General features: G+C 72.7%; 20 protein-coding genes and 3 tRNA genes. 18 read left to right on the plus strand and 5 right to left on the minus strand.

Annotation, left to right across the window (positions count from 1 at the left end):
* Nucleotides 1-108 precede the first annotated feature (108 nt).
* The 6 genes from mptB to ettA all read left to right on the plus strand — a co-directional run bounded on the left by mptB (nucleotide 109) and on the right by ettA (nucleotide 5,734).
* Nucleotides 109-1,680: a polyprenol phosphomannose-dependent alpha 1,6 mannosyltransferase MptB gene (gene mptB / locus AVL61_RS09820; RefSeq protein WP_231738365.1), complete on the plus strand. Its 1,572-nt coding sequence runs from the start codon at nucleotides 109-111 to the stop codon at nucleotides 1,678-1,680.
* Between the two features lie 167 nt (nucleotides 1,681-1,847).
* Nucleotides 1,848-1,920, plus strand: a tRNA-Arg gene (locus AVL61_RS09825).
* A gap of 340 nt (nucleotides 1,921-2,260) precedes the next feature.
* Entirely contained in the window at nucleotides 2,261-2,491 is a 231-nt protein-coding gene (locus AVL61_RS09830) for a hypothetical protein (RefSeq protein ID WP_058874165.1), read from the plus strand.
* 332 nt (nucleotides 2,492-2,823) lie between these two features.
* Nucleotides 2,824-3,042 carry a hypothetical protein gene (locus AVL61_RS18165; RefSeq protein ID WP_197412678.1) on the plus strand — a complete coding sequence of 73 codons (219 nt, stop codon included), beginning with the start codon at nucleotides 2,824-2,826 and terminating at the stop codon, nucleotides 3,040-3,042.
* Between the two features lie 273 nt (nucleotides 3,043-3,315).
* Nucleotides 3,316-3,909, plus strand: coding sequence for a single-stranded DNA-binding protein (locus AVL61_RS09835; RefSeq protein WP_058874166.1), 594 nt, complete (start codon nucleotides 3,316-3,318; stop codon nucleotides 3,907-3,909).
* A 142-nt stretch (nucleotides 3,910-4,051) separates the two neighbouring features.
* The gene (ettA, locus tag AVL61_RS09840) at nucleotides 4,052-5,734 is read left to right on the plus strand and encodes an energy-dependent translational throttle protein EttA (protein WP_058874167.1); all 1,683 of its coding nucleotides are present in this window, start codon (nucleotides 4,052-4,054) and stop codon (nucleotides 5,732-5,734) included.
* A 110-nt stretch (nucleotides 5,735-5,844) separates the two neighbouring features.
* Here ettA and AVL61_RS09845 read toward each other — a convergent pair whose 3' ends face one another.
* The gene (locus AVL61_RS09845) at nucleotides 5,845-6,735 is read right to left on the minus strand and encodes an acyl-CoA thioesterase (protein ID WP_058874168.1); all 891 of its coding nucleotides are present in this window, start codon (nucleotides 6,733-6,735) and stop codon (nucleotides 5,845-5,847) included.
* 74 nt (nucleotides 6,736-6,809) lie between these two features.
* Here AVL61_RS09845 and AVL61_RS09850 point away from each other — a divergent pair, with 74 nt between their 5' ends.
* Nucleotides 6,810-7,295, plus strand: coding sequence for an acyl-CoA thioesterase (locus AVL61_RS09850; protein ID WP_058874185.1), 486 nt, complete (start codon nucleotides 6,810-6,812; stop codon nucleotides 7,293-7,295).
* A 5-nt stretch (nucleotides 7,296-7,300) separates the two neighbouring features.
* Complete coding sequence (locus tag AVL61_RS09855) at nucleotides 7,301-7,969, plus strand: DUF8185 domain-containing protein (protein ID WP_058874169.1); 669 nt, start codon at nucleotides 7,301-7,303, stop codon at nucleotides 7,967-7,969.
* A gap of 18 nt (nucleotides 7,970-7,987) precedes the next feature.
* On the opposite strand, the gene AVL61_RS09860 is transcribed toward AVL61_RS09855, so the two are convergent.
* Nucleotides 7,988-8,419, minus strand: coding sequence for a globin (locus AVL61_RS09860; protein WP_408669419.1), 432 nt, complete (start codon nucleotides 8,417-8,419; stop codon nucleotides 7,988-7,990).
* 194 nt (nucleotides 8,420-8,613) lie between these two features.
* Entirely contained in the window at nucleotides 8,614-11,181 is a 2,568-nt protein-coding gene (pepN, locus tag AVL61_RS09865; RefSeq protein ID WP_058874170.1) for an aminopeptidase N, read from the minus strand.
* Between the two features lie 285 nt (nucleotides 11,182-11,466).
* On the opposite strand from pepN, the gene AVL61_RS09870 reads away from it, so the two are divergent.
* From AVL61_RS09870 to AVL61_RS09880, 3 genes are read left to right on the plus strand one after another with little or no spacing between them, the layout of a single operon-like run.
* Nucleotides 11,467-11,988: a ribose-5-phosphate isomerase gene (locus AVL61_RS09870; RefSeq protein ID WP_058874171.1), complete on the plus strand. Its 522-nt coding sequence runs from the start codon at nucleotides 11,467-11,469 to the stop codon at nucleotides 11,986-11,988.
* Complete coding sequence (locus tag AVL61_RS09875; protein WP_058874172.1) at nucleotides 11,989-12,894, plus strand: Fpg/Nei family DNA glycosylase; 906 nt, start codon at nucleotides 11,989-11,991, stop codon at nucleotides 12,892-12,894.
* A gap of 31 nt (nucleotides 12,895-12,925) precedes the next feature.
* Nucleotides 12,926-13,567: a methyltransferase domain-containing protein gene (locus AVL61_RS09880; protein ID WP_058874173.1), complete on the plus strand. Its 642-nt coding sequence runs from the start codon at nucleotides 12,926-12,928 to the stop codon at nucleotides 13,565-13,567.
* A gap of 192 nt (nucleotides 13,568-13,759) precedes the next feature.
* On the opposite strand, the gene AVL61_RS09885 is transcribed toward AVL61_RS09880, so the two are convergent.
* Nucleotides 13,760-13,830: transfer RNA gene (locus tag AVL61_RS09885), tRNA-Gly, on the minus strand.
* Between the two features lie 242 nt (nucleotides 13,831-14,072).
* Between AVL61_RS09885 and AVL61_RS09890 the strand changes: the two genes are divergently transcribed.
* The 6 genes from AVL61_RS09890 (at nucleotide 14,073) to AVL61_RS09915 (ending at nucleotide 19,389) form a co-directional block, all read left to right on the plus strand.
* Nucleotides 14,073-14,145, plus strand: a tRNA-Pro gene (locus AVL61_RS09890).
* 109 nt (nucleotides 14,146-14,254) lie between these two features.
* Nucleotides 14,255-15,706 carry a trigger factor gene (gene tig, locus AVL61_RS09895; RefSeq protein ID WP_058874174.1) on the plus strand — a complete coding sequence of 484 codons (1,452 nt, stop codon included), beginning with the start codon at nucleotides 14,255-14,257 and terminating at the stop codon, nucleotides 15,704-15,706.
* Between the two features lie 190 nt (nucleotides 15,707-15,896).
* On the plus strand, nucleotides 15,897-16,577 hold the full coding sequence (locus AVL61_RS09900) for an ATP-dependent Clp protease proteolytic subunit (protein WP_058874175.1): 681 nt from the start codon (nucleotides 15,897-15,899) through the stop codon (nucleotides 16,575-16,577).
* A 61-nt stretch (nucleotides 16,578-16,638) separates the two neighbouring features.
* Nucleotides 16,639-17,316 carry an ATP-dependent Clp protease proteolytic subunit gene (locus tag AVL61_RS09905; protein WP_058874176.1) on the plus strand — a complete coding sequence of 226 codons (678 nt, stop codon included), beginning with the start codon at nucleotides 16,639-16,641 and terminating at the stop codon, nucleotides 17,314-17,316.
* A gap of 107 nt (nucleotides 17,317-17,423) precedes the next feature.
* Nucleotides 17,424-18,719 carry an ATP-dependent Clp protease ATP-binding subunit ClpX gene (gene clpX, locus AVL61_RS09910; protein WP_058874177.1) on the plus strand — a complete coding sequence of 432 codons (1,296 nt, stop codon included), beginning with the start codon at nucleotides 17,424-17,426 and terminating at the stop codon, nucleotides 18,717-18,719.
* A 64-nt stretch (nucleotides 18,720-18,783) separates the two neighbouring features.
* Nucleotides 18,784-19,389, plus strand: coding sequence for a mycothiol-dependent nitroreductase Rv2466c family protein (locus AVL61_RS09915; RefSeq protein WP_058874178.1), 606 nt, complete (start codon nucleotides 18,784-18,786; stop codon nucleotides 19,387-19,389).
* 97 nt (nucleotides 19,390-19,486) lie between these two features.
* Here the strand turns inward: AVL61_RS09915 and valS are convergent, their stop codons facing one another.
* Nucleotides 19,487-22,147, minus strand: a complete 2,661-nt coding sequence (valS, locus tag AVL61_RS09920; RefSeq protein WP_058874179.1) for a valine--tRNA ligase — start codon at nucleotides 22,145-22,147, stop codon at nucleotides 19,487-19,489.
* 85 nt (nucleotides 22,148-22,232) lie between these two features.
* On the opposite strand from valS, the gene AVL61_RS09925 reads away from it, so the two are divergent.
* Nucleotides 22,233-23,012: an SDR family oxidoreductase gene (locus AVL61_RS09925; protein ID WP_058874180.1), complete on the plus strand. Its 780-nt coding sequence runs from the start codon at nucleotides 22,233-22,235 to the stop codon at nucleotides 23,010-23,012.
* The last annotated feature ends 70 nt before the right edge of the window (nucleotides 23,013-23,082 follow it).

The raw sequence follows: 23,082 nt of genomic DNA on the forward strand, positions 1-23,082 counted from the left end.
TCCTTCGGGGATCCCGCAGCGGCCGGGGATAGGATCGGGGCGACCACGGGTCCGTGCTGCGCCCAGCCGCGGCACCCGAAGCCACCGGACGGGCGCATCGGGAGAGCAGTGCAGACCACTTCGAGGGCGGCGGCCCCGGGCGAGGGCCCCGACGGCGTCCGGCCGCCGGCGGATCCCGGGAGCTCGCGGTACATCTCCGGATCGCCGCTGCGGACCGTGATCATGGGCACCGTCGGTTCCGTCATGCTGCTCGTCGGCTCCCTCGGCGTCGGCTGGCTCGCCTCCGTCTCCCCGCTGCGGCAGGCGCCGGTGATCATCGGCATGCGCTTCACCACCACCGGGGTGATCGTCTCCATCCTCCTGCTCGCCGTGGGCGGGATGCTCCTGATCCGCGAGTGGCTGCGGCTGGGACAGAAGCTCAACCGGTGGGGACCGGGCAGCGGCCGCTGGGTGCTCACCGCCATCGCGGCGTGGTCCGCCCCCATGCTCGTGACGATCCCGCTGTTCAGCCGCGACGTGTACTCCTACATCGGCCAGGGCAGGGTCATGGCCAACGGGCTCAACCCCTACGAGCACGGCGTCTCCACGATCGACAACTTCTTCCAGCTCGGGGCGGACCAGATGTGGTCGGAGTCCCCGCCGCCCTACGGGCCGCTCTTCCTGTGGATCGAGCAGTTCGTGGTGGCCGTCACCGGGGCGGACCCGGACGCCGCCGTGCTCTGGTTCCGGGGGCTGTGCGTGCTCGCCGTGATCGCGTGCATGTGGGTGATCCCGCGGCTCGCGCGGCTGCACGGCATCAACCCGGCACGGGCCCTGTGGCTGAGCGTGGCGAACCCCCTGTTCCTCACGAACTTCATCGTCTCCGTGCACAACGACGCCATCATGATCGCCCTGGCCCTGGGCGGCACCTACGCGGCCGCCGTGCACCGGAACTGGAAGGGCGGACTGCTCGGCACCACGCTCGTCACCCTGTCCGTGGCGATCAAGCCCATCACGCTCGTCTTCCTCCCGTTCATCGGCCTGCTCTGGGCGGGCCGGGGCGCCTCGTGGACGCGCCGCTTCGTGATCTGGTTCCTCGTGCTCGCCTACTCGATCGCCCTGCTCGGGCTCATGGGCCTGGTCAACGGCTTCGGCTTCGGCTGGGTCGCCGCCATGTCCACCCCGGGCTCGGTGTCCATCTGGTACGCCCCGGTGGGCTTCGTCGGCGGCCTCGCCGCGACCCTGGCCGCGGCCGTGGGCGGCGACTCGGGCCAGTGGCGGGAGGTCACCCACTCGGTGGGGCAGGCGCTCGCGGTGCCGGTGATCCTCTGGCTCATGTTCGTGGGCCGGGACGAGCGGATCATCCGCCGTCTGGCGTGGGCGTTCGCCGCGATCGTGCTCTTCTCCCCGATGATCCAGGCCTGGTACGTGGTGTGGCTCATCCCCCTGTTCGCCGTCACGGGGATCCGCAGCGACTGGCAGGTGGACATCCTGTTCTTCCTCACCGTCTTCTTCATGATCTACGCGGTGTCCGACCAGCTGGACGTCTTCCCGTACCTGGACCTGGACCTCAGCTCCGGCCGGCTGATCGCGGCGGTCGTCGCCCTCTCCTACGGCGTGTACCTGTGGTTCATCGACCCGGCGACCCGGCGGCTCTTCCGGGGCCGCTACCAGCCCCCGGTGCAGAGCGCCGTGATCTGAGCCGGGCCGGGCCGCCTCGGCGGCCGGGCAGTTCCGGCGACCGGGCGGGTCGTCGGGAGCCGCGGTCGGCCCCCGCAGCAGCGCGCCGCGCACCGAGGGCGGACCGGGCCACCGCGGCGAGTTGGTAAACTCGTGCGCGGCGCCCGGGACGGTCTCCCGGGCGGCCCGCCCCAGTAGCTCAGTGGATAGAGCAGGAGCCTTCTAATCTCTTGGTCGGGGGTTCGACTCCCTCCTGGGGCACCCGTGCGACCCCGTCCCGCCGGCCCTCCGCCGGCAGGGCGGGGTCGCCGTCACTCCGGGGCGAGGGCGCCGTGGCCGTCATCCCGCCTCCCGCCCACCGCTGCTATGTGCTTTCGCGAAAGTGTGGACAGCCACCACCCTGTGAATTCGCATACGTTAATAAGCACATCGCGGGGTGCGGTGCTCCGGCCACCCGACGTCCTCGCCGGGACGGGGAAGGGCAGGACCAGCACCTCGGCGACGTCCCCGGCGGCAGCCCGCCGGGACGGCCGCAGTTCCCGGACGGGGTGCCCGGGGCGGCCACGGACCGTGCGTCCGGATCCGATCCAGGGGAGGAACCATGAGCGTCACCATCATCAGGCAGTGGACGGGCCGGGGGGCCCGCTACTACCACTACGACACGGTGGAGGAGGCCGCGGAGGACACCAGGGACTTCATCGTCCGGCAGGTCGGCGAGGACATCGACCCGCAGCAGCTGGAGACCATCATCCGGGGCGTCGTCGACCTGCACTGCATGCACCTGGACTTCCGGGAGGACTGCGTCGTCGTCGAGCCGGGGAGCGCCGCGTAGCCGCAGGGGTCGCACGGTAAAGGACACCGGTGCGCGGTGCGGTGGCCGCACGCGGGGGAGAGCGCGCCCGGCGCGGAGCCGACTGTGCCGGGCCAGGGCGGCCGCACTGCACCGTCGGGTCCGCGCCGCGAGGGCGTGCCGGCCGACGACCACGGGAACGCCCTGCCGGCCGCAGCGCAGCGCTGCGGTCGGCAGGGCGCCCGGCGGCGATCCTGCGGGACACGACCCCCGTCCGGAGCAGCCGCCGCTGAGGCGGAGGGCGCGCGGGTGTCGCGGACCGCGGAAAAGCCGGTCCCGGTGCATCCACAGAGGCTCCCGCACCGGTAGTAGGGGTGAGGACACCCGCGCAGGATGTCGTCCGGCAGGCCACCACCTGCCAGGCCACTGCAACGAACATCGAGGTGAGTCCGATGGCCCGGATCCGGCTCTGCCAGTGCGGCGCCCCGCCCCTGTACGGCCCGTGGTGCTGGGCGTGCTCCCACGAGCAGGAGCGGCGCCGGGAACCCCTCGGCGTCATCGCCTGGAACGCCGCCGACATCGACGGGCAGTGAGGACGTCCGCAGTCCGACGGTGCCGGGCTGTGGGCGGCTGACCACGAGTGCGACCCTTCGCCCGACCGGCCGTGGACCTCGCGACGGGCGAACCCATAGAACGCCGGGCCCTCGACCGCACTGCACAGCGCACCGTTCGCCGGCGACGACGGACCTGCCGTCCACACCGCGGGCGTCCGCGCCGCGGCGGCCCCCGGTGCGGACGGACGCTGGGTGCACCCCGCCACCGGGGCCAGCACCGGCCGCACCGGCCGCCGTCCAGAGGAGTTCCCGATGACCGAGCAGATCACCGTCCGCGGCTACGTGGCCACGGATCCCGAGTCCCGCAGCCTGCCCGACGGCACCGTGGTGGTGACCTTCCGCCTGGCCTCCACCCCGCGCTGGTTCGACCAGCAGGCCGGCTCGTGGCGGGACGGGCACACCAACTGGTTCTCGATCCAGGCGTTCCGCGCCCTGGGGCTCAACGTCCTGGCCAGCATCAAGAAGGGCCAGCCCGTGGTGGTGGTCGGCAAGCTCAAGGTCCGGTTCTGGGAGGGCGAGCACGGCCGCAACACGGCGGTCGACGTGGACGCGGTGTCCGTCGGCCACGACCTCGCGCTCGGCACGGCCTGCTTCCAGCGCACCGTGAGCTCCTCGCCACCCGCCGACCAGACGGGGGAACGGCTCGCCGGACAGCCCGGGGACGCAGCGGCGACCGGTGCCTCGGACGCTCCGGAGGCCCCGGGCGAGGCTCCGGCGGACTCGGGTGGCGACCACGACGCAGGGGCCCCGGCCGTCCCGGAGGGCGTCGACCCGGAGACCGGCGAGCTCGTCGGGGCGGCGGCCGACCCCGGCCGGCGCTCCCGCCGGCAACCCGCGGCCGGCTGAGCCGCCCGGGCGGGGCCGCCCCGGTGTTCCGGGGACGGAACGGACCGCGGGGCCGCCCTGGTGTCCGAGGGACGGAGCGGGGCCGCCGTCCCCGCTCCGTCCCCGCCCGTGGGCCGCCGCGGAGCGGGGTAGCCTTGAGGGCATGGCGGAATTCATCTACACAATGTCCAAGGCCCGCAAGACCGTGGGCGACAAAGTCATCCTGGACGACGTCACCATGTCGTTCTACCCCGGCGCGAAGATCGGCGTCGTGGGGCCCAACGGGGCCGGCAAGTCCACCATCCTCAAGATCATGGCCGGCCTCGACCAGCCCTCCAACGGAGAGGCGAGGCTCAGCCCCGGCTACACCGTCGGCATCCTGCTGCAGGAGCCGCCGCTGAACGAGGAGAAGACCGTCCTCGGCAACGTCGAGGAGGGCGTGGGCGAGATCAAGGCCAAGGTCGACCGCTTCAACGCGATCTCCGAGGAGATGGCCCAGCCGGACGCCGACTTCGACTCCCTCATGGAGGAGATGGGCAAGCTCCAGGAGGACATCGACGCCGCCAACGCCTGGGACCTCGACTCCCAGCTGGAGCAGGCGATGGACGCCCTGCGCTGCCCGCCGCCGGACACCGACGTCAAGGTCCTCTCCGGTGGCGAGCGCCGCCGCGTGGCCCTGTGCAAGCTGCTGCTGCAGAAGCCGGACCTCCTGCTGCTGGACGAGCCCACCAACCACCTCGACGCCGAGTCCGTGCTGTGGCTCGAGCAGCACCTGAAGGACTACCACGGCGCCGTCATGGCCGTGACCCACGACCGGTACTTCCTCGACCACGTGGCCGAGTGGATCTGTGAGGTCGACCGCGGCCGGCTGTACGGCTACGAGGGCAACTACTCGGCCTACCTCGAGACCAAGCGCGCCCGCATGGAGGTGCAGGGCAAGAAGGACGCCAAGCAGGCCAGGCGCCTGGCCGACGAGCTCGAGTGGGTGCGCTCCAACGCCAAGGGCCGCCAGGCGAAGTCGAAGGCCCGCCTGGCCCGCTACGAGGAGATGGCCGCCGAGGCCGAGAAGACCCGCAAGCTGGACTTCGAGGAGATCCAGATCCCGCCGGGTCCCCGCCTGGGCAACCTCGTGATCGAGGCGAAGGACCTGCAGAAGGGCTTCGGGGACCGCAGCCTCATCAAGGGGCTGTCCTTCTCCCTGCCGCGCAACGGCATCGTGGGCGTCATCGGCCCCAACGGCGTCGGCAAGTCGACCCTGTTCAAGACCATCGTGGGCCTCGAGGAGCTGGACGGCGGGGAGCTGCGGATCGGCGACTCCGTCAAGATTTCCTACGTGGACCAGAACCGCGCGAACCTCGACGCCAACAAGTCGCTGTGGGAGGTCGTCTCGGACGGCCTCGACTACATCAACGTCGGCAACGTGGAGATGCCCTCGCGCGCGTACGTCTCCGCGTTCGGGTTCAAGGGCCCCGACCAGCAGAAGAAGGCGGGGGTGCTCTCCGGCGGTGAGCGCAACCGGCTGAACCTGGCCCTGACCCTCAAGCAGGGCGGCAACCTGCTGCTGCTCGACGAGCCCACCAACGACCTCGACGTCGAGACCCTCGGCTCGCTGGAGAACGCCCTGCTGGAGTTCCCGGGCTGCGCCGTGGTGGTCTCCCACGACCGGTGGTTCCTCGACCGGGTCGCCACCCACATCCTCGCGTGGGAGGGCACCGAGGAGGAGCCGGACCGGTGGTACTGGTTCGAGGGCAACTTCGAGTCCTACGAGGCCAACAAGGTGGAGCGCCTCGGCGCCGACGCCGCGCGGCCGCACCGCGTCACCCACCGCCGGCTCACCCGCGACTGACGCGGAGCCGGGCCGCGCCCGGACTCCTCGACGGCACCGAAGGGGCCCGTCCGGCGGGAGAGAACCGTTCTCTCCCGCCGGACGGGCCCCTTCGTCGTGCTCCGGTGCGGCTAGGCGAACTCGGGGAAGCGCATCATGCCCTCCTGGGCGGTGGTGGCCACGAGCCGCCCGTCCCGGGAGAACATCCGGCCCACCCCGAGGCCGCGGGCCGAGGACGCGTTGGGGGAGGACTGCACGTAGAGCAGCCACTCGTCGGCGCGGGCCTCCCGGTGCCACCACATGGCGTGGTCGAGCGAGGCGATGTTCATGCCCGGCTCGATCCACGTCTTGCCGTGCAGCCGGAGGATGGGCTCGAGCAGGGTGTAGTCGCTCGCGTAGGCGAGCGCGGCGCGGTGCACGTTCGGGTCGTCCGGCAGGGGCTTGAGGGTCTTGATCCACACCGCGTTGAACGGCTCGCCGCGGGAGTCCGGCTTGAAGTAGATCGGCTCGGTGATGTAGCGCATGTCGAAGGGCCGCTCGTGGGCGATCGCCTGCGCCTCGGGGGCGTCGACGTGGCCCAGCAGCTCCACGGCGCTCGGCAGGGACTCCGGGTCCGGCAGGTTCTGCGGGCACTCGTCCTGGTGGTCCAGGCCCCGGGCCGGTACCTGGAAGGACGCGATGGCCGAGAGGATGGCCCGCCCCTCCTGGTAGGCGTGCACGCGGCGGGCGGAGAAGGACCGGCCGTCCCGGATCCGCTCCACCCCGAAGGTGATCGGCCGGGACACGTCCCCGGCGCGCAGGAAGTACGCGTGCAGGGAGTGGATGATCCGCTCCGGCTCCACCGTGCGCATCGCGGCGGTCACCGCCTGCGCCAGGACCTGCCCGCCGTAGACCCGGCCGCGTGCGGGGGAGATGGAGTGGCCCACGTAGATGTCCTCGAGGGTGCGGGCGCCACCCCCGTCCGCGAGGTCGAGCATGTCGAGCAGGGCCTGCGTGGGGTCCGGGATGGGGCTGTAGGTCATGGGCCTCACTCTAGCCAGGACGCCGGTCGCGCCGCGGCGCGACCGGCGGGGCGCGGTGTGATGGGATGGGGGGCATGTCTTCGCTGCTGATCCCCATCCAGATGCGCTTCGGCGACATCGACAGCTACGGCCACGTCAACAACGTCACGATGCTCCAGTACCTGGAGGACGCCCGCGTCCGGCTCATGGCCCGCCCGCTGCCCGGGGACGCGGTGGCCGGTGCGCCCGCGGACGCCACGTTCCGCTCCCTGCTGGGCGACCGGATGACCGTGATCGGCCGGCAGGAGGTCGAGTACACGCAACAGCTGCTGTACCGCCCCGAGCCGGTGTTCGTGCGCGTGTGGGTCTCCTCCGTGGGCGGGTCGAGCTTCGTGCTGGACTACGCGGTCCAGGAGGAGGACGGCTCCCGGGTCTACGCCGTGGCCCAGACCGTGGTCGTGGTGATCGACCGGGCCACCGGACGTCCCGTGCGCCTCGACGAGACGCCGCGGAGCGCGCTCGGCCTGTGGTCGGACGCCCCGACCCGCTTCGCCCGCCGGCCCGTCCCCGCCGAGGCCTGAGCCCCGTGAGCCGCTCCCTTCCCCTGACGGACCCGCGGGACGTCGCCGACCTGCGGACCTACCTGTCCCGCGCCCGCGGCGTGGACCCCCAGGGCGCGGTGCGCTTCCAGGCGCGCGGGCGTGCCCTGGGCGTCTACGTGTGCGTCCTCGAACCGCACGGCCTGCTCGACAGCACGCCCACGGTGCTGGGCCTGCGCACCGCGGCGCTGGCCCGGGAGCAGTCCCTGGACGTCACCGTCCCGCTCGGCGGCGTCCTCGACCGGATGCCGCGCCAGGACCAGGACGCCACGGACGTGGGGCTGCCCCCGATGGACGCGACCGTCTCCTGGGCGGGGATCGCCCCGCCGCTGAGCGGGTGGGCGCCGGTGGGGGACGTCGCCGGGGACGAGCTGCGCGAGGCCGCCCGGGCCGGGATCGCCGAGGTCGCGCGGACGGTGCCCACGGACGCGGGGGCCGCCGTCGTCGACACCGTGCGCTCGCAGGTCTGGGGCCGCTCGTCCGGGTGGGCGGAGCCCCTCGCGGGACGCCTCACCGGGGCGCCGCCGCCGGACGGCGCGGCGTTCGCCGCGTACTCCCTCGGCTTCCTGCGCCCCGGCACGGCGGTCGCCGTGGCCGAGAACGGCCGCTGGGTGCGCCTGAGCACCCCCGGCGGGCACGTCCTCGCCAAGCGCTGAGGCCGGCGCGGGGCCGGCTCAGCCGGGCCGGTTGACCATCGCGTGGGCAGCGCGGTCGAAGTAGTCCCAGATGATCCCGTCGTGCAGCGGGGACAGCTCCAGGGTGTCCAGGGCCGCGCGCATGTGCGTCAGCCACGTCTCGCGCGCCCAGGTGTCCACGGGGAACGGCATGTGCCGCATCCGCAGCCGCGGGTGCCCGCGCCGCTCCGAGTAGGTGGTCGGCCCGCCCCAGTACTGCTCGAGGAACATCCGCAGCCGCTCCTCGGCGGGGCCGAGGTCGTCCTCCGGGTAGAGCGCCCGGAACCGTTCGTCCTGGGCCACCCGGGCGTAGAACTCGTGCACGAGCTTCACGAACGTCTCGTGCCCGCCCACCTGCTCGTAGAACGACGACGACGTGCCCGCCTCGGCCTGCTGCCGCTCGTCGCCGACCTGCGGCACCGGGCGGCGCAGCTGGGAGAGCGGGGCCCCCACGGCGAAGGACCGCGCCCCGGGCGGGGCCGCGGCGGCGGGGTCGGTCCGCGGGTCCGCACCGGCCGGGGGCGTCGGGCCGGGACCGCCGGGAGCGTGCCCACCGGGAGCGTGCCCACCGGGGCCGTGCCCGCCGGGACCGTCCTCGCCGGGACCGGGCCGTCGCTGCTCGCCGCTCACGCGCGCACCGCCTGGTAGGCGGCGTCCACGGCCTGCGCGCGGACCGCGCGCGCGGTCGCGTCGCGCTGCTCGAGCACGAGCCGGCGGAGCCCGTGCAGATCCCCGGGCAGGTCCGCGAGGAAGGCGTCCGTGGCGTCGACCGTCTCCTGGGTGGGGATGTTCGGGTACATGCCGGTCGCGATCTGCTGGGCGAGCTCGTGGGTGCGGGTGCGCCAGACCTCCGGGATCGCCGCGAAGTACTGCTCGACGTACGGGGCGAGCAGGGCCGTGTCGGCGGCCGTGCGGAACCCGTCGATCGCCGCGTCCTGGATCGAGTTGGGCAGCGACCCGTCCACCACGATCTGCTGCCAGGCCCGGGCCTTGGCCTCGGCCGTGGGGATCGACGCCCGGGCGCGGGCGGCCGCGATCGCGCCGTTCTCGGTGTTGTCCCGGGCGAGCATCGCGTCCACGTCCGCGTCGCCGAGGCGCCCGCCGGCGCACAGCGCGGTGAGCAGGCTCCAGCGCAGGTCGGTGTCCAGCGCCAGGCCCGGCAGGGAGCCCCGGCCGTCGAGGAGCTGCTCGAGGACGTCGAGCTGCTCCCCGGTGCGGGCGTGCCGGGCGAAGGCCTTCAGGAACTGCAGCTGCTGGTCGGACCCGGCGGCCGCCTCCTCGGTGAGCCGCCGGAGCCGGTCGGCGGCGGTGCGCACGGTGGTCCCGCGCACGGGCTCCGCCACGTAGCCGTCCAGCACGGTGTCGAGCTGGTGCAGCTGCACCTGGATGCCGGTCGAGGACGTCTCGTGGGCGATGTTGCCCAGCACGAGCTCCACGTAGCGGCGGGCGGGCGTCTCGCCGTCGTGCACGCCGTCCCACACGGAGGCCTGGACGAGGGCGCGCGGGAGCGGGTCCTCGAAGTTCTTCAGGTGGGTGAGGGCGGTGTCCAGGGAGCACTCGTCGAGCCGGATCTTCGCGTAGGCGAGGTCGTCGTCGTTGAGCAGCACGAGGTCCGGCAGCTCCCGGCCCACCAGCTCGGGCACCTCCGTGGACGCGCCGTCCACGTCGAGCTCCACCCGGTGGGTGCGCACGAGCTTGCCCTGCTCCGCGTCGTGGTCGTAGAAGCCCACGGCCAGGCGGTGCGGGCGCAGCGTGGGGTGCTCCGCGGGCGCCGTCTGCTCGATCCGGAAGGCGCGGATGATCCCGTCCTGGTCGGTCTCCAGGGCCGGGCTCAGCGTGTTCACGCCGGCGGTCCCCAGCCACTTCGCGGCCCACCCGTCGAGGTCCCGGCCGCTGGCCTCCTCGAGCTGGACCATGAGGTCGCGCAGCTCGGTGCTGCCCCAGGCGTGCTCGCGGAAGTACCGGTTCAGCCCGGCCATGAACTGCTCCTGGCCCACCCAGGCCACCAGCTGCTTGAGCACCGAGGCGCCCTTGGCGTAGGTGATCCCGTCGAAGTTCACCAGCACGTCCTCGAGGTCGCGGATCTCGGCCTCGATGGGGTGCGTGGTGGGCAGCTGGTCCTGCTCGTAGCCCCAGGACTTCTCCCCGGCGGCGAACGTGGTCCACGCGTCGGTCCAGCGGGTGTTCTCCGCCGCGGCGAGCGTGGACATGAACTCCGCGAAGGACTCGTTGAGCCACAGGTCGTTCCACCAGCGCATGGTCACGAAGTCGCCGAACCACATGTGGGCGAGCTCGTGCAGGATCGTGACGGCCCGCCGCTCCACCCGGGCCTGCGTGGGCCGGGAGCGGAAGACGTAGAGCTCCACGAAGGTCACCGCGCCGGCGTTCTCCATGGCCCCGGCGTTGAACTGGGGGACGAACAGCTGGTCGTACTTCTCGAACGGATAGGGCACGCCGAACTGCGCCTCGTAGAACTCGAAGCCCTGCTTGGTGACGCCGAACATCTCCTCCGCCTCGACGTGCTCCATGAGCGAGCGCCGGGCGTACAGGCCCAGGGGGATCGTGCGGCCGTCGGCGCTGGTGAGCTCGTCGTGCACCGACGCGTACGGGCCGGCGATCAGCGCCGTGACGTAGCAGGGGACCACGGGGGTGGGGGTGAAGGACCACGTGGCGGCGCCCTCGCCGGCGGGGACGGGCTCCGGGGTGGGCTGGGTCGAGACCACCGTCCAGTGCGCGGGGGCCGTGACCGTGAACGCGAAGCGCGCCTTGAGGTCCGGCTGCTCGAACACGGCGAACATCCGCCGGGTGTCCGCCACCTCGAACTGGGTGTAGAGGTACACCTCGTCGTCGACCGGGTCCACGAAGCGGTGCAGGCCCTCGCCGGTGTTCATGTACCGGCAGTCCGACTCGACCGTCAGCACGTTCTCCCCGGCGAGCCCGGGCAGCTGGATCCGCACGCCGTCCGAGACCTCGGCGGGCTCGAGCCGCGTGCCGTTGAGCACCACGGAGTGCACGGCGTCGGTGATCGCGTCGATGAACGTCGTGGCGCCCGGGGTCGCCCGGAAGCGCACGGTGGTCGTGGAGCGGAAGACGCGCTCGCCGCGGGTCAGGTCGAGGACCACGTCGTAGGCGTCCACCGCCACGGTCTCGGCCCGCGCGGCCGCCTCCTGGCGGGTCAGGTTGGTTCCGGGCACTTCAGTGCCGTCCTCTCGTCGGGGTCGGGGTCGGGGTCGGGGTCGGGGTCGGGGTCGGGGTCGGGGTCGGGGTCGTGATCGGGGTCGTGATCGGGCGTCCGCGGCCGGTGGGCCGCGGCGGATCGTCCCATTATGTCAGCCGGGTCCGGGCCGTCCCGGGAGGCCCTGCGGTGTCCGCCCCGGCCGCCGCGGCACCCACTACGCTGGAGGGCGGCCGGTCCGCCTCCGCGGGCCCTGCGCCACGACCCCGCCCCGTTCCCGCGACATCCCAGGAGCACGCCGCCCATGCGCGTCCACATCGCCACCGACCACGCCGGACTGGACCTCTCCCGCTTCCTCGTGGAGGAGCTCGTCGCCGCCGGCTACGACCTCGTCGACCACGGCCCCGCCGAGTACGACGCCCTCGACGACTACCCCGCGTTCTGCATCAGCGCCGCGCGCGCGGTCCGGGCGGACCGGGACGCCGGTCTCGACTCCCTCGGCATCGTGCTGGGCGGATCGGGCAACGGCGAGCAGATCGCCGCGAACAAGGTCGCGGGCATCCGGGCGGCCCTGGCCTGGAACCTCGACACCGCCCGGCTCGCGCGCCAGCACAACGACGCCCAGGTCGTGGCGGTCGGAGGCCGCCAGCACCCCCGGGAGGAGGCGCTGGAGATCGTGCAGGCGTTCCTCGCGGAGCCCTTCTCCGGGGAGGAGCGCCACGAGCGGCGCATCGCGCAGATCGCCGAGTACGAGACCACCGGCACCGTCGCCGGCAGGCTGGAGGAGCTGCGCCCGCGCGATTTCCCGGCCGCCCGGGAGGCCTGAGTGCCGGAGGGCCACTCGGTCCACCGGCTCGCCCGCCAGTTCGCCGACTGCTTCGTGGGGCAGGCCCTGTCCGTGAGCTCCCCGCAGGGGCGCTTCGCCGACGGCGCGGCCGCCCTGGACGGCGCCGTGCTCGAGGCGGCGCGGGCCCACGGCAAGCAGCTGTTCCTCGACTTCGCCGGGGACCGCGTGCTGCGCTCGCACCTCGGCCTCTACGGCGCATGGAGCTTCGGCGGCACCGACCGCTTCCGGGGCGCCTCCTCGATCGGGGCCCCCCGCCGGATCGGCGAGCGGGAGGCCCTCGACGACGGCGCCCCCGACGACGGCGCCCCCTCCGCCGGCCCGCCGGTCCCGCCCCCGCCGGTGGGGGCGGTGCGCGTGCGGCTGGTCGGGGACGAGGGCTGGGCCGACCTGCGCGGACCCGCGCTGTGCGTGCTCGAGACCCGTGCCGAGGCCGAGGCGGCCCGGGCGCGCCTGGGACCGGACCCGCTCGACCCGCACGCGGACCCAGCCCCCTTCGTGGCGGCGGCGCGGCGCAGCCGCCGCCCGGTGGGCGCGCTGCTGATGGACCAGGCGGTCGTGGCCGGGGTCGGCAACATCTTCCGGGCGGAGTCGCTGTTCCGGCGCGGACTGGACCCGATGACGCCGGGGCGCGCGCTCGGCGAGCCCGTGCTGCTCGCGCTGTGGGCGGAGAACGCGGCCCTCATGCGCACGGGCGTGCGGCTCGGCCGGATCGTGACGACCGACCCCGGGGACCGCCCGGGCACGCCGGCGGAACGGGCCTGGCCGGAGCACGCTCACCTGGTCTACAAGCGCCAGGGCCTGCCGTGCCGCCGGTGCGGCACGCCCGTGGCGGCCGGGGAGCTGGAGGGGCGCGCGCTCTACTGGTGCCCCTCCTGCCAGCGCTGACCCGGGGCCCGGGCGGGGATATCCTGCTCCCATGAGCAGCTGCTGCGGCCCCGGGGCCTACGAGGGCGTCTTCGGGCCCCGGCTCGCCCGCCACCTCGCCGCCCGGTACCGGCGCACCGGCCCGGACCGGACCACGCGGCGGCTCCTCGGCTTCCTGGCCGCCCACGGGATCGAGGGGGCCCGCGTGCTGGAGATCGGCGGCGGGGTCGGGGAGGTCCAGCTCGAGCTGCTGCGCCGCGGCGCGGCCCGCACCACGAACCTCGAGCTCGTCGACTCCTACGAGGCGGAGGCCTCGGCCCTCGCCGCGGCGGCCGGGACGGCCGGCCGCACGACCCGGCGCCGGCTCGACATCGCGGCCGACCCCGGTGCGGTGGAGCCCCACGACGTCGTGGTCCTGCACCGCGTGGTGTGCTGCTATCCCGACCACGAGCGGCTCCTCACGGCCGCCGCGGACCACGCCGGGCGGCTGCTGGTCCTCAGCTTCCCGCCCCGCACCCCGGCGGTCCGGGCGTCCCTGGCCCTGCTCAACGCGTTCTACCGGGCCACGGGGCGGAGCTTCCGCAACTACGCCCATTCCCCCGAGGCCATGCTCGCGGTGCTGCGCGGCCGGGGCCTGCGGCCCGTGTACGCCCACCGGGGCCGGTTCTGGCGGGTCGTCGGCCTCGTCCGCTGAGGCCCCGCGCCGGCGGCCCGCGGTGCGGACCGGGCGTTCGCGGCGCCCACCGGACAGCAGCAGGCTCCGTCCTCCCTCCGTCGGCCGGGGCCTGCGCACGGCCGGGGACCCGGCGGCCGGGCCGCACGCCGGGCGGGATGGTCCGGGAACGACGAACGCCCCGGTCCGGGGACCGGGGCGTTCGGGGCGACGAGGGGATGACGGGAATCGAACCCGCGTAATCAGTTTGGAAGACTGAGGCTCTACCATTGAGCTACATCCCCACAGGGCGCTCTGTCGAGGCCAATCCCATTAACCGGCCCGGCGCGCGCAGTGTCAAATCCCCCAGGGCCGGACGGCCCCGCGGGCAGCGTCCGGCGGATCGCGCCGGGGCCGTCCGGGCGGCTCCCGGCGGGCCGAGGTGCGGCCCCGTCCGCCCAGCCGGTAGACTCGCCGGTGGTTTCTGGTGAGTGCACCGTTTTCCACCTGCCAGGACCGCAGTCGTTGCAGCCGAGGCTGCAGGTACCGGGGCGTAGCGTAGTGGCTAGCGCGCCTGCTTTGGGAGCAGGAGATCGCAGGTTCGAGTCCTGTCGCCCCGACGTTGGAGCGGTTGTCCGGCCCCGCCGGGCAGCCGCCTTCCCGACTGTCCCGGGCCGGGCAACGGCACCGGAAGACCCAACCGACCTACCACTCAGGAGTGCAGCGGAAGTGAAGAGCGCCGTCGAGAAACTCAATCCCACCCAGGTCAAGATCGTGGTGGACGTCCCGTTCGCGGAACTGAAGCCGTTCATCGACCAGACCTACACCTCGCTCGCCAACCAGATCCAGGTCCCCGGCTTCCGCCGCGGCAAGGTTCCGGCCCGGCTGATCGAGCAGCGCGTGGGCTTCGACTTCGTCGTCGAGAACGCGCTCAACGAGGGCCTGAACACCTTCTTCCAGCAGGCCCTGGCCGAGAACGAGATCACCCCGCTGACCCAGCCCCAGGTCGAGGTCGTCGCGAAGCCCGACGAGACCGACCGCGAGGCGGACACCAAGGTCGAGATCGACGTGGCGGTGCGCCCCGAGATCGAGCTGCCCGACTACAAGGGCCTCGAGGTCCAGGTCGAGGCCCGCGAGGCCTCCGCCGAGGACGAGCAGAAGGCCCTCGACGAGCTGCGCGGGCGCTTCGGCACCCTCAAGACCGTGGACCGCCCCGCCGCCGAGGGCGACTTCGTCACCCTCGACCTTCACGCCCTGGTCGACGGCGAGGAGGTCGACGCCGCCAACGACCTGTCCTACCAGGTGGGCGCCGGCACGATGCTCGACGGCATGGACGAGGCCATCACCGGCCTCTCCGCCGACGAGGACGCGACGTTCGAGACCAAGCTCGCCGGCGGCGAGCACAGCGGCGAGGACGCGACCGTCAAGGTCAAGGTCACCGCCGTCAAGGAGCGCGAGCTGCCCGAGGCCGACGACGAGTTCGCCCAGCTGGCCTCCGAGTTCGACACCATCGAGGAGCTCAAGGAGGACCTGAAGAAGCAGGCCGCCGAGGGCACCGTGGTGGAGCAGGGCGTCGAGGCCCGCGACAAGGTCCTGGAGAAGCTGCTGGCCCTCGTGGAGATCCCCGTGCCGCAGGCCGTGATCGACGAGCAGATCGCCCAGCACTTCGACAACCCGCAGGCCGAGGCGGACCACGACACCCCGGACCACCGGGCCGAGGTCCAGAAGAACGCCGAGGACGCCTTCCGCAACGAGATCGTGCTGGACGCGGTCGCCGAGGCCGAGGAGATCGGCGTCGAGCAGTCCGAGCTGATCGACTACATCATCAACATGTCCCAGCAGTACGGCATGGACCCGAACCAGTTCGCCCAGCTGCTGGACTCCTCGGGCCAGGCCGGCCTGATGGTGGGCGAGGTGCGGCGCCGCAAGGCCCTCGCCAAGGTCCTGGAGTACGCGACGGTCACCGACACCGAGGGCAACACGGTGGACCTCTCCGAGTTCGTGCGCCCCCAGGGCGAGGAGCAGGCCGGGGAGCCCGCCGAGGAGGTCGAGCCCGAGGAGACCACCGCGGCCCCGACCCCCGGCACCGAGGAGGAGTCCGCGGACTCGCCCGAGTCCCCGGAGTCCGGCGACTCCCCGGAGTCCGCCGAGTCGGCCGACTCCCCGGACTCCGCCAAGTGAGTTCCTGAGCACGCCCCGAAGGCGCCGCCGTCCCGCCCGGGACGGCGGCGCCTTCGTCCGTCGCGGGGCCCCGGCGCCGACCATGCGCCATCAGCGAACAACCCGGACGCGGACCGGCCCGGGCCCGGGGCGGGCACTAGTGTTCTGTTCAGAGATCACCGGACCACACGGACGAAAGAGGCACTGTTACATGACCTCCGCTCACGAGTCGCCGTTCGGCTCGACCCACGCAACCTCCACCGGACCGCGCCTGCAGGGCGGCGGCCCGATGGGCGGCCAGGACGACTACGTCTACAACCGGCTGCTCAAGGAGCGCATCATCTGGCTGGGCTCCGAGGTGCGCGACGACAACGCGAACCTCATCTGCTCGCAGATGCTGCTGCTCTCGGCCGAGGACCCGCAGGCGGACATCTTCCTGTACATCAACTCCCCGGGCGGGTCCGTCACCGCCGGCATGGCGATCTACGACACCATGCAGCTCATCCCGAACGACGTGGTGACCGTGGCCACGGGCCTGGCCGCTTCGATGGGCCAGTTCCTGCTCTCCTCGGGCACCAAGGGCAAGCGCTACTCCACCCCGAACGCCCGCATCCTCATGCACCAGCCCTCCGGCGGCATGGGCGGCACGGCCTCGGACATCCGGGTGCAGGCCGAGCTCATCCTGTCGATGAAGCAGCGCCTCGCGGAGCTCACCGCCGAGCAGACCGGCCAGACCCTGGAGACGATCCTGCGGGACAACGACCGCGACAACTGGTTCGACGCCCAGCGCGGCCTCGAGTACGGCTTCTTCGACCACATCGCCAGCTCGGCCGGGTCCATGACCGGTGGCGGCGGGACCATGAAGGACCAGGACACGAAGGACCAGGCGTAGGACCTCGGCGGTCCCACCCATCCACCCGGCACGCTCTTCCAGACCTCCGAGGAACTCAACCATGACCTTCACCCACGGACCCTCGTCCACGGCCGGTTCCGCGGCCGCCCTGCCCACCAGCCGCTACGTGCTCCCCGACTTCGAGGAGCGCACCCCCTACGGGTACCGCCGGCAGAACCCCTACACCAAGCTGTTCGAGGACCGGATCATCTTCCTGGGCGTCCAGGTCGACGACGCCTCGGCCGACGACGTCATGGCCCAGCTGCTCGTGCTCGAGGCGCAGGACGCCGACCGCGACATCACGATGTACATCAACTCCCCGGGCGGGTCGTTCACCGCGATGACCGCCATCTACGACACGATGCAGTTCATCCGGCCCGAGATCCAGACGGTCTGCCTCGGGCAGGCCGCGTCGGCGGCCGCGGTGCTGCTCGCCGGCGGCACCCCGGGCAAGCGACTGGCCCTGCCGAACGCCCGCGTGCTCATCCACCAGCCGGCCATGTCCGGCCAGGGCGGGGGACAGGCCTCGGACATCGAGATCCAGGCCAACGAGATCATGCGCATGCGCGAGTGGCTCGAGGACACCCTGGCCCTGCACTCCGGCAAGACCTCCGAGGAGGTCAACCGGGACATCGAGCGCGACAAGATCCTCACCGCGGCCGCGGCCAAGGAGTACGGGATCGTGGACCACGTCCTGGAGTCCCGGAAGATCCACAAGCCCGCGACCGTCACCTCCTGACCCGGGCAGCCCGTCCGACCGCACCCCGGTGTCCCGGTGTTGGGGCGGGGCCCGGTCCTCGCCTATCCTGGACGAGGATTTCCCGTACCCGACCGGAGGACTGTTTCATGGCGCGCATCGGCGAGACCGCGGACCTGCTCAAGTGCTCCTTCTGCGGCAAGAGCCAGAAGCAGGTCCGCAAGCTCATCGCGGGCCCGCGCGTCTACATCTGCGACGAGTGCATCGAGCTGTGCAACGAGATCATCGAGGAGGAGCTGAGCGAGGTCAAGGACCTCGAGCAGCAGGAGCTCCCCACGCCCCACGAGATCTACCAGCACCTCCACCAGTACGTGATCGGCCAGGAGACCGCCAAGCGCGCGCTGGCCGTGGCCGTCTACAACCACTACAAGCGGGTCCGGGCCGGGGAGAACGGCAAGCCCCTGTCCCTGGCCACGGCGGCCGGTGACGAGGACGTCGAGATCGCGAAGTCCAACATCCTGCTGGTCGGGCCCACCGGCTCCGGCAAGACGTACCTGGCGCAGTCGCTGGCGCGCCGGCTGGACGTGCCCTTCGCCGTCGCGGACGCCACGTCCCTCACGGAGGCCGGCTACGTCGGCGAGGACGTCGAGAACATCCTGCTCAAGCTCATCCAGGCCGCCGACTACGACGTCAAGCGGGCCGAGACGGGCATCATCTACATCGACGAGATCGACAAGATCTCGCGCAAGTCCGAGAACCCCTCGATCACCCGCGACGTCTCCGGGGAGGGCGTGCAGCAGGCGCTGCTGAAGATCCTCGAGGGCACCGTGGCGTCGGTGCCGCCGCAGGGCGGGCGCAAGCATCCGCAGCAGGAGTTCATCCAGATCGACACCACCAACGTCCTGTTCGTCGTGGCCGGGGCGTTCGCCGGCCTCGAGGACATCGTGGAGTCCCGGGCCGGGCGCACGAGCATCGGCTTCGGCGCGGAGCTCAAGCAGGCGGGGACCCGGGACGAGGTGATGGCCGACGTCATGCCGGAGGACCTGCTGAAGTTCGGCCTGATCCCCGAGCTCATCGGCCGCCTGCCCGTGGTGACCACGCTGCGCGAGCTGTCGGTGGCCGACCTCGCCCGCATCCTCACCGAGCCGCGCAACGCGCTCGTGAAGCAGTACAAGAAGATGTTCCAGCTGGACGGGGTCGAGCTCACGTTCGACCCCGAGGCGCTGACCGCCGTCGCCGAGCTCGCGATCAAGCGGGGCACGGGCGCCCGCGGGCTGCGCGCCATCCTGGAGGACGTGCTCCAGCCCGTCATGTTCGAGCTCCCCAGCCGGGACGACATCGCCGCCGTGCTGGTGACCGCGGAGGCCGTGGCGAAGCAGGCCGAGCCGGAGGTCATCACCCACGAGATGATCCGCGAGGAGCAGAACCGGAACAAAACCGCCTGATCCGTGGCTTCTACCCGGTGACGCGTCCGCCACCCCCGGCGGACGCCCGTACGAGAGGAAGCTGATGACGGACAAGGTGGAGTTCTGGTTCGACCCCGCGTGCCCCTGGGCGTGGATGACCTCCCGCTGGATGCTCGAGGTGGAGAAGGTCCGCGACGTCGAGGTGGACTGGCGGATCATGTCGCTGGCCGTCCTCAACGAGGGGCGCGACGAGCTGCCGGAGGACTACAGGACGTTCCTGCAGAAGGCGTGGGGACCCGTCCGCGTGGTCGTCGCCGCCCGTGAGGAGCACGGCCCCGAGCACGTCAAGGCGCTCTACGACGCCATGGGCACCCGGCTCCACCCGGGCGGGCAGAAGGACTTCGGCGTCGTGATCGCCGAGTCCCTGGCCGAGGTCGGCCTCCCGGCCGGGCTGGCCGCCGCCGCGGACACCGACCGCTGGGACGACCTGGTCCGGGCCTCGCAGAAGGAGGCGCAGGACCGGGTGGGCGACGACGTCGGCACCCCCGTGATCGCCGTGAACGGCACGGCCTTCTTCGGGCCCGTCATGTCCCCGGCGCCCACGGGCGAGGAGGCCGGCCGGATCTTCGACGGCGCCGTGCTGCTGGCCGGCTACCCGGGGTTCTTCGAGCTCAAGCGCTCCCGCACCGCGGAGCCGGTCTTCGACTGAGTCCTGTCCCCGGGGACCGCACGCGCGGACCCGCCGGGGACGCACGAGGGCCCGGCCGCCGCGGCGGCCGGGCCCTCGTGCTGCGCTCCGCGCGGCCCTACCGGGCCGGCTCCTCCGCCGGGACCAGCTCGACGTCGCGCACGGCCAGGCCCTCCGGCCCGGCGACGAGCACGAGCTCGGCGGCGTTGCCCGCGGCCCTGAGGTCGCCCAGGCCCGCCTCGAGGCGGGCCACGTCCTCGGGGGAGGCCGTGATGGTCGCCGAGCGCACCGCGGTGCGCTGCTTGACCTTGGCCTCGGACTTCGCCTTGCGCAGTCCGGAGAGGGCCTCGCCCACGGTCGTGAGCACCTCCGGGTCGGCGTCGGCCACGGCCTCCGCGAAGCCCTCGGCGCTCGGCCACGCCGCCCGGTGCACGGAGCCGGAGCGCCACCAGGACCAGACCTCGTCCGTGGCGAACGGCAGGACGGGGGCGAACAGCCGCAGCAGCGCGTCGAGGGTCGTGGCGAGCGCCGCGTGCACGGACGCCTGCGCGGCCTCCCCGCGGGCGCCGTAGGCGCGGTCCTTGACGAGCTCGACGTAGTCGTCGGTGAAGGTCCAGAAGAACTGCTCGGTGAGCTGCAGGGCGCGGGCGTACTCGTAGTCCCGGAACGCCTGGGTGGCGCGCTCCACGACCGTGCCCAGCTGGGCGAGCAGCGCCCGGTCGACGGGGTCGGTCACGACGTCCGTGGACGCCCCGGCGCCGAGCACGGAGGCCTCGGTGACGCCCTGGGCGAGGACGAACTTCGAGGCGTTGAGCAGCTTGATGGCCAGCCGGCGGCCGATCTTCATCTGCCCCTCGTCGTAGGCGGTGTCCGCGCCCAGGCGGGCGGACGCGGCCCAGTAGCGCACCGCGTCGGCCCCGTAGTTCTCGAGCACCTCCGTGGGGACCACCACGTTGCCCTTGGACTTGGACATCTTCTTGCGGTCCGGGTCGAGGATCCAGCCGGAGAGCGCGGTGTTGGTCCAGGGCACCGTGCCGGCCAGCGACTCGGAGCGCACCACCGTGGAGAACAGCCAGGTCCGGATGATGTCGTGGCCCTGGGGCCGGAGGTCCATCGGGAAGGTGTTGGCGTGCAGCCGCTCGTCGAACGCCCAGCCCGTGGCGATCTGGGGGGTCAGCGAGGACGTGGCCCAGGTGTCGAGCACGTCCGGGTCGCCCGTGAAGCCGTGCGGCCGGTCCCGCTGGGACTCGTCGAAGCCGGGGGCGGGGTCGGCGGCCGGGTCCACGGGCAGCTGGTCGAGGGCGGGCAGGACGGGGGCGTCGTAGTCCGGGTTGCCGTCGCCGTCGAGCCGGTACCAGACCGGGAACGGCACCCCGAAGAAGCGCTGGCGGGAGATCAGCCAGTCGCCGTGCAGGCCCTCGATCCAGTTCTCGTACCGGGAGCGCATGAACGCCGGGTGCCAGTCCATCTCGCGGCCGCGCGCCAGCAGCGCCTCGCGCCGATCGGCGTCGCGGCCGCCGTTGCGGATGTACCACTGGCGGGAGGTCACGACCTCGAGGGGCTTGTCGCCCTTCTCGTAGAAGTTCACCGGGTGCATGACCTTCCGGGGCTCGCCCGCCAGGTCCCCGGACGCGCGGAGCATCTCCACGACGGCCTGCTGGGCGGAGAACACGGTCTTGCCGGCCACCTCGGCGTAGTGCTCGGCCGGGGCGCCGGCGGCGATCCACTCGGGGGTCTCGCCCGCGAAGCGGCCGTCGCGGCCGATCAGCGCGCGGGTGGGCAGGTCCAGCTCCCGCCACCAGGTGACGTCGGTGAGGTCGCCGAAGGTGCAGATCATGGCGATCCCGGAGCCCTTGTCCGGCTTGGCCAAAGGGTGCGCCCGGACCTCGACCTCGACGTCGAACAGCGGGGAGCGCACCGTGGTGCCGAACAGCGGCTGGTACCGCTCGTCGTCGGGGTGAGCCACGAGGGCCACGCACGCCGGCAGCAGCTCGGGGCGGGTGGTCTCGATGTGCACCGGCTCGCCGTCGGGACGGTGGAAGGCCACGCGGTGGTAGGTCCCCTCGCGCTCCCGGTCCTCGAGCTCGGCCTGGGCGACCGCCGTGCGGAAGGTGACGTCCCACAGGGTGGGGGCCTCGGCCATGTAGGCGTTGCCGGCCTCGAGGTCCTGGAGGAAGGCGCGCTGGGAGACCGCCCGCGAGCGGGCGTCGATGGTGCGGTAGGTGCGGGTCCAGTCCACGGACAGGCCCAGCGTGGAGAACAGGTGCTCGAAGACCTTCTCGTCCTCGACCGCCAGCTCCTCGCACAGCTCGATGAAGTTCCTGCGGGAGACCACGTCCCAGTCGCGCTGGTTCTTCGCAGGCTTCTCCGGCGGGCGGTAGCCCTCCACATAGGGCCGGGTGGGGTCGCAGCGCACGCCGTAGTAGTTCTGCACGCGGCGCTCGGTGGGCAGCCCGTTGTCGTCCCAGCCCAGCGGATAGAACACGTTCTTGCCGCTCATCCGCTGGAACCGGGCGATCACGTCGGTCTGCGTGTAGGAGAACATGTGGCCGACGTGCAGGGAGCCGGAGGCGGTCGGCGGGGGAGTATCGATCGAGTAGACCTGCTCGCGGGTCGTGTCCTCGTCGAACGCGTAGGTGCCCTCCTCGCGCCACGTGCGCGAGTACTTCTGCTCCAGACCCTCCAGCGCGGGCTTCTCGGGAACGGTCACGGGCGTGGTGGCGGGCGTGGTCTCCGGTGCGGTTCCGGGCGTGTCTGTGCCCTGCGTGTTGTCAGCCATGCGGACCAGTCTCTCACGAGCCCCGGGGCGGGCCCCGACGCCCCGGTCCTTGGGCGGTGCCCGGTGCCCGGCTAGCGTGGGGCCCATGACCGATCAGCAGAGTCCGCACACGCACACCGGCCGGGTCGCCGTCGTCACCGGCGCCTCGACCGGCATCGGGGAGGCCACCGCGCGCGAGCTGCGCCGCAGCGGCTGGACCGTCTACGCGGTGGCCCGCCGCGCCGAGCGCCTGGAGGCGCTGGCCCGGGAGACGGGAGCCATCCCCGCCCCGTGCGACGTCACCTCGGACGCCGACGTGGACGCCCTCCGGGACCAGGTGCTGGAGGAGCAGGGCCGCGTGGACGCGCTGCTCAACATCTCCGGCGGCGCCCGCGGCACCGACCGGGTGGCCGAGGCCGGCACCGAGGACTGGGAGTGGATGTACCAGGTCAACGTGCTCGGCACGATGCGCCTGACCCGGGCCTTCCTCCCCGCCCTGCGCGAGAACGGCGAGGGCACCGTCCTGAACCTCACGTCCCTCGCGGCGCACCGGGCCTACGAGGGCGGCGGCGGCTACAACGCCGCGAAGTACGCCCAGCGGGCCATGACGGAGGCGCTGCGGCTCGAGGAGGCCGAGCACAACGTGCGCGTGGTCGAGATCGCCCCGGGCCTCGTGCACACCCCCGAGTTCTCGCTCAACCGCCTCGGCGGGGACCAGCAGGCCGCGGAGCAGGTCTACGCGGGCGTGGACAAGCCCCTCACCGCCGAGGACGTCGCCCAGGTGTGCGCCTTCGCGGTGAACCTGCCGCACCACGTGGACCTCGACACCGTGACCGTCAAGCCGGTCGCCCAGGCGGCCCCGCACAAGATGATCCGCCGCTCGTAGCCCCCTGCTCGTAGCCCCCGCCGAGGTCGCGGCTGTCGGCGACCCGGCGAGCCCGGGTCGCCGACAGCCG

The organism is Kocuria rosea subsp. polaris, assembly GCF_001483755.1.
Lineage (GTDB): Bacteria > Actinomycetota > Actinomycetes > Actinomycetales > Micrococcaceae > Kocuria > Kocuria cellulosilytica.

Bases quoted from the DNA above. Each gene is read 5' to 3' on its own strand.
- AVL61_RS09830 (WP_058874165.1), top strand. From the start codon at position 2,261: ATGAGCGTCACCATCATCAGGCAGTGGACGGGCCGGGGGGCCCGCTAC.
- AVL61_RS09835 (WP_058874166.1), top strand. From the start codon at position 3,316: ATGACCGAGCAGATCACCGTCCGCGGCTACGTGGCCACGGATCCCGAG.
- ettA (WP_058874167.1), top strand. From the start codon at position 4,052: ATGGCGGAATTCATCTACACAATGTCCAAGGCCCGCAAGACCGTGGGC.
- AVL61_RS09845 (WP_058874168.1), bottom strand. From the start codon at position 6,735: ATGACCTACAGCCCCATCCCGGACCCCACGCAGGCCCTGCTCGACATG.
- AVL61_RS09850 (WP_058874185.1), top strand. From the start codon at position 6,810: ATGTCTTCGCTGCTGATCCCCATCCAGATGCGCTTCGGCGACATCGAC.
- AVL61_RS09870 (WP_058874171.1), top strand. From the start codon at position 11,467: ATGCGCGTCCACATCGCCACCGACCACGCCGGACTGGACCTCTCCCGC.
- AVL61_RS09880 (WP_058874173.1), top strand. From the start codon at position 12,926: ATGAGCAGCTGCTGCGGCCCCGGGGCCTACGAGGGCGTCTTCGGGCCC.
- AVL61_RS09900 (WP_058874175.1), top strand. From the start codon at position 15,897: ATGACCTCCGCTCACGAGTCGCCGTTCGGCTCGACCCACGCAACCTCC.
- AVL61_RS09905 (WP_058874176.1), top strand. From the start codon at position 16,639: ATGACCTTCACCCACGGACCCTCGTCCACGGCCGGTTCCGCGGCCGCC.
- clpX (WP_058874177.1), top strand. From the start codon at position 17,424: ATGGCGCGCATCGGCGAGACCGCGGACCTGCTCAAGTGCTCCTTCTGC.
- AVL61_RS09915 (WP_058874178.1), top strand. From the start codon at position 18,784: ATGACGGACAAGGTGGAGTTCTGGTTCGACCCCGCGTGCCCCTGGGCG.
- valS (WP_058874179.1), bottom strand. From the start codon at position 22,147: ATGGCTGACAACACGCAGGGCACAGACACGCCCGGAACCGCACCGGAG.
- AVL61_RS09925 (WP_058874180.1), top strand. From the start codon at position 22,233: ATGACCGATCAGCAGAGTCCGCACACGCACACCGGCCGGGTCGCCGTC.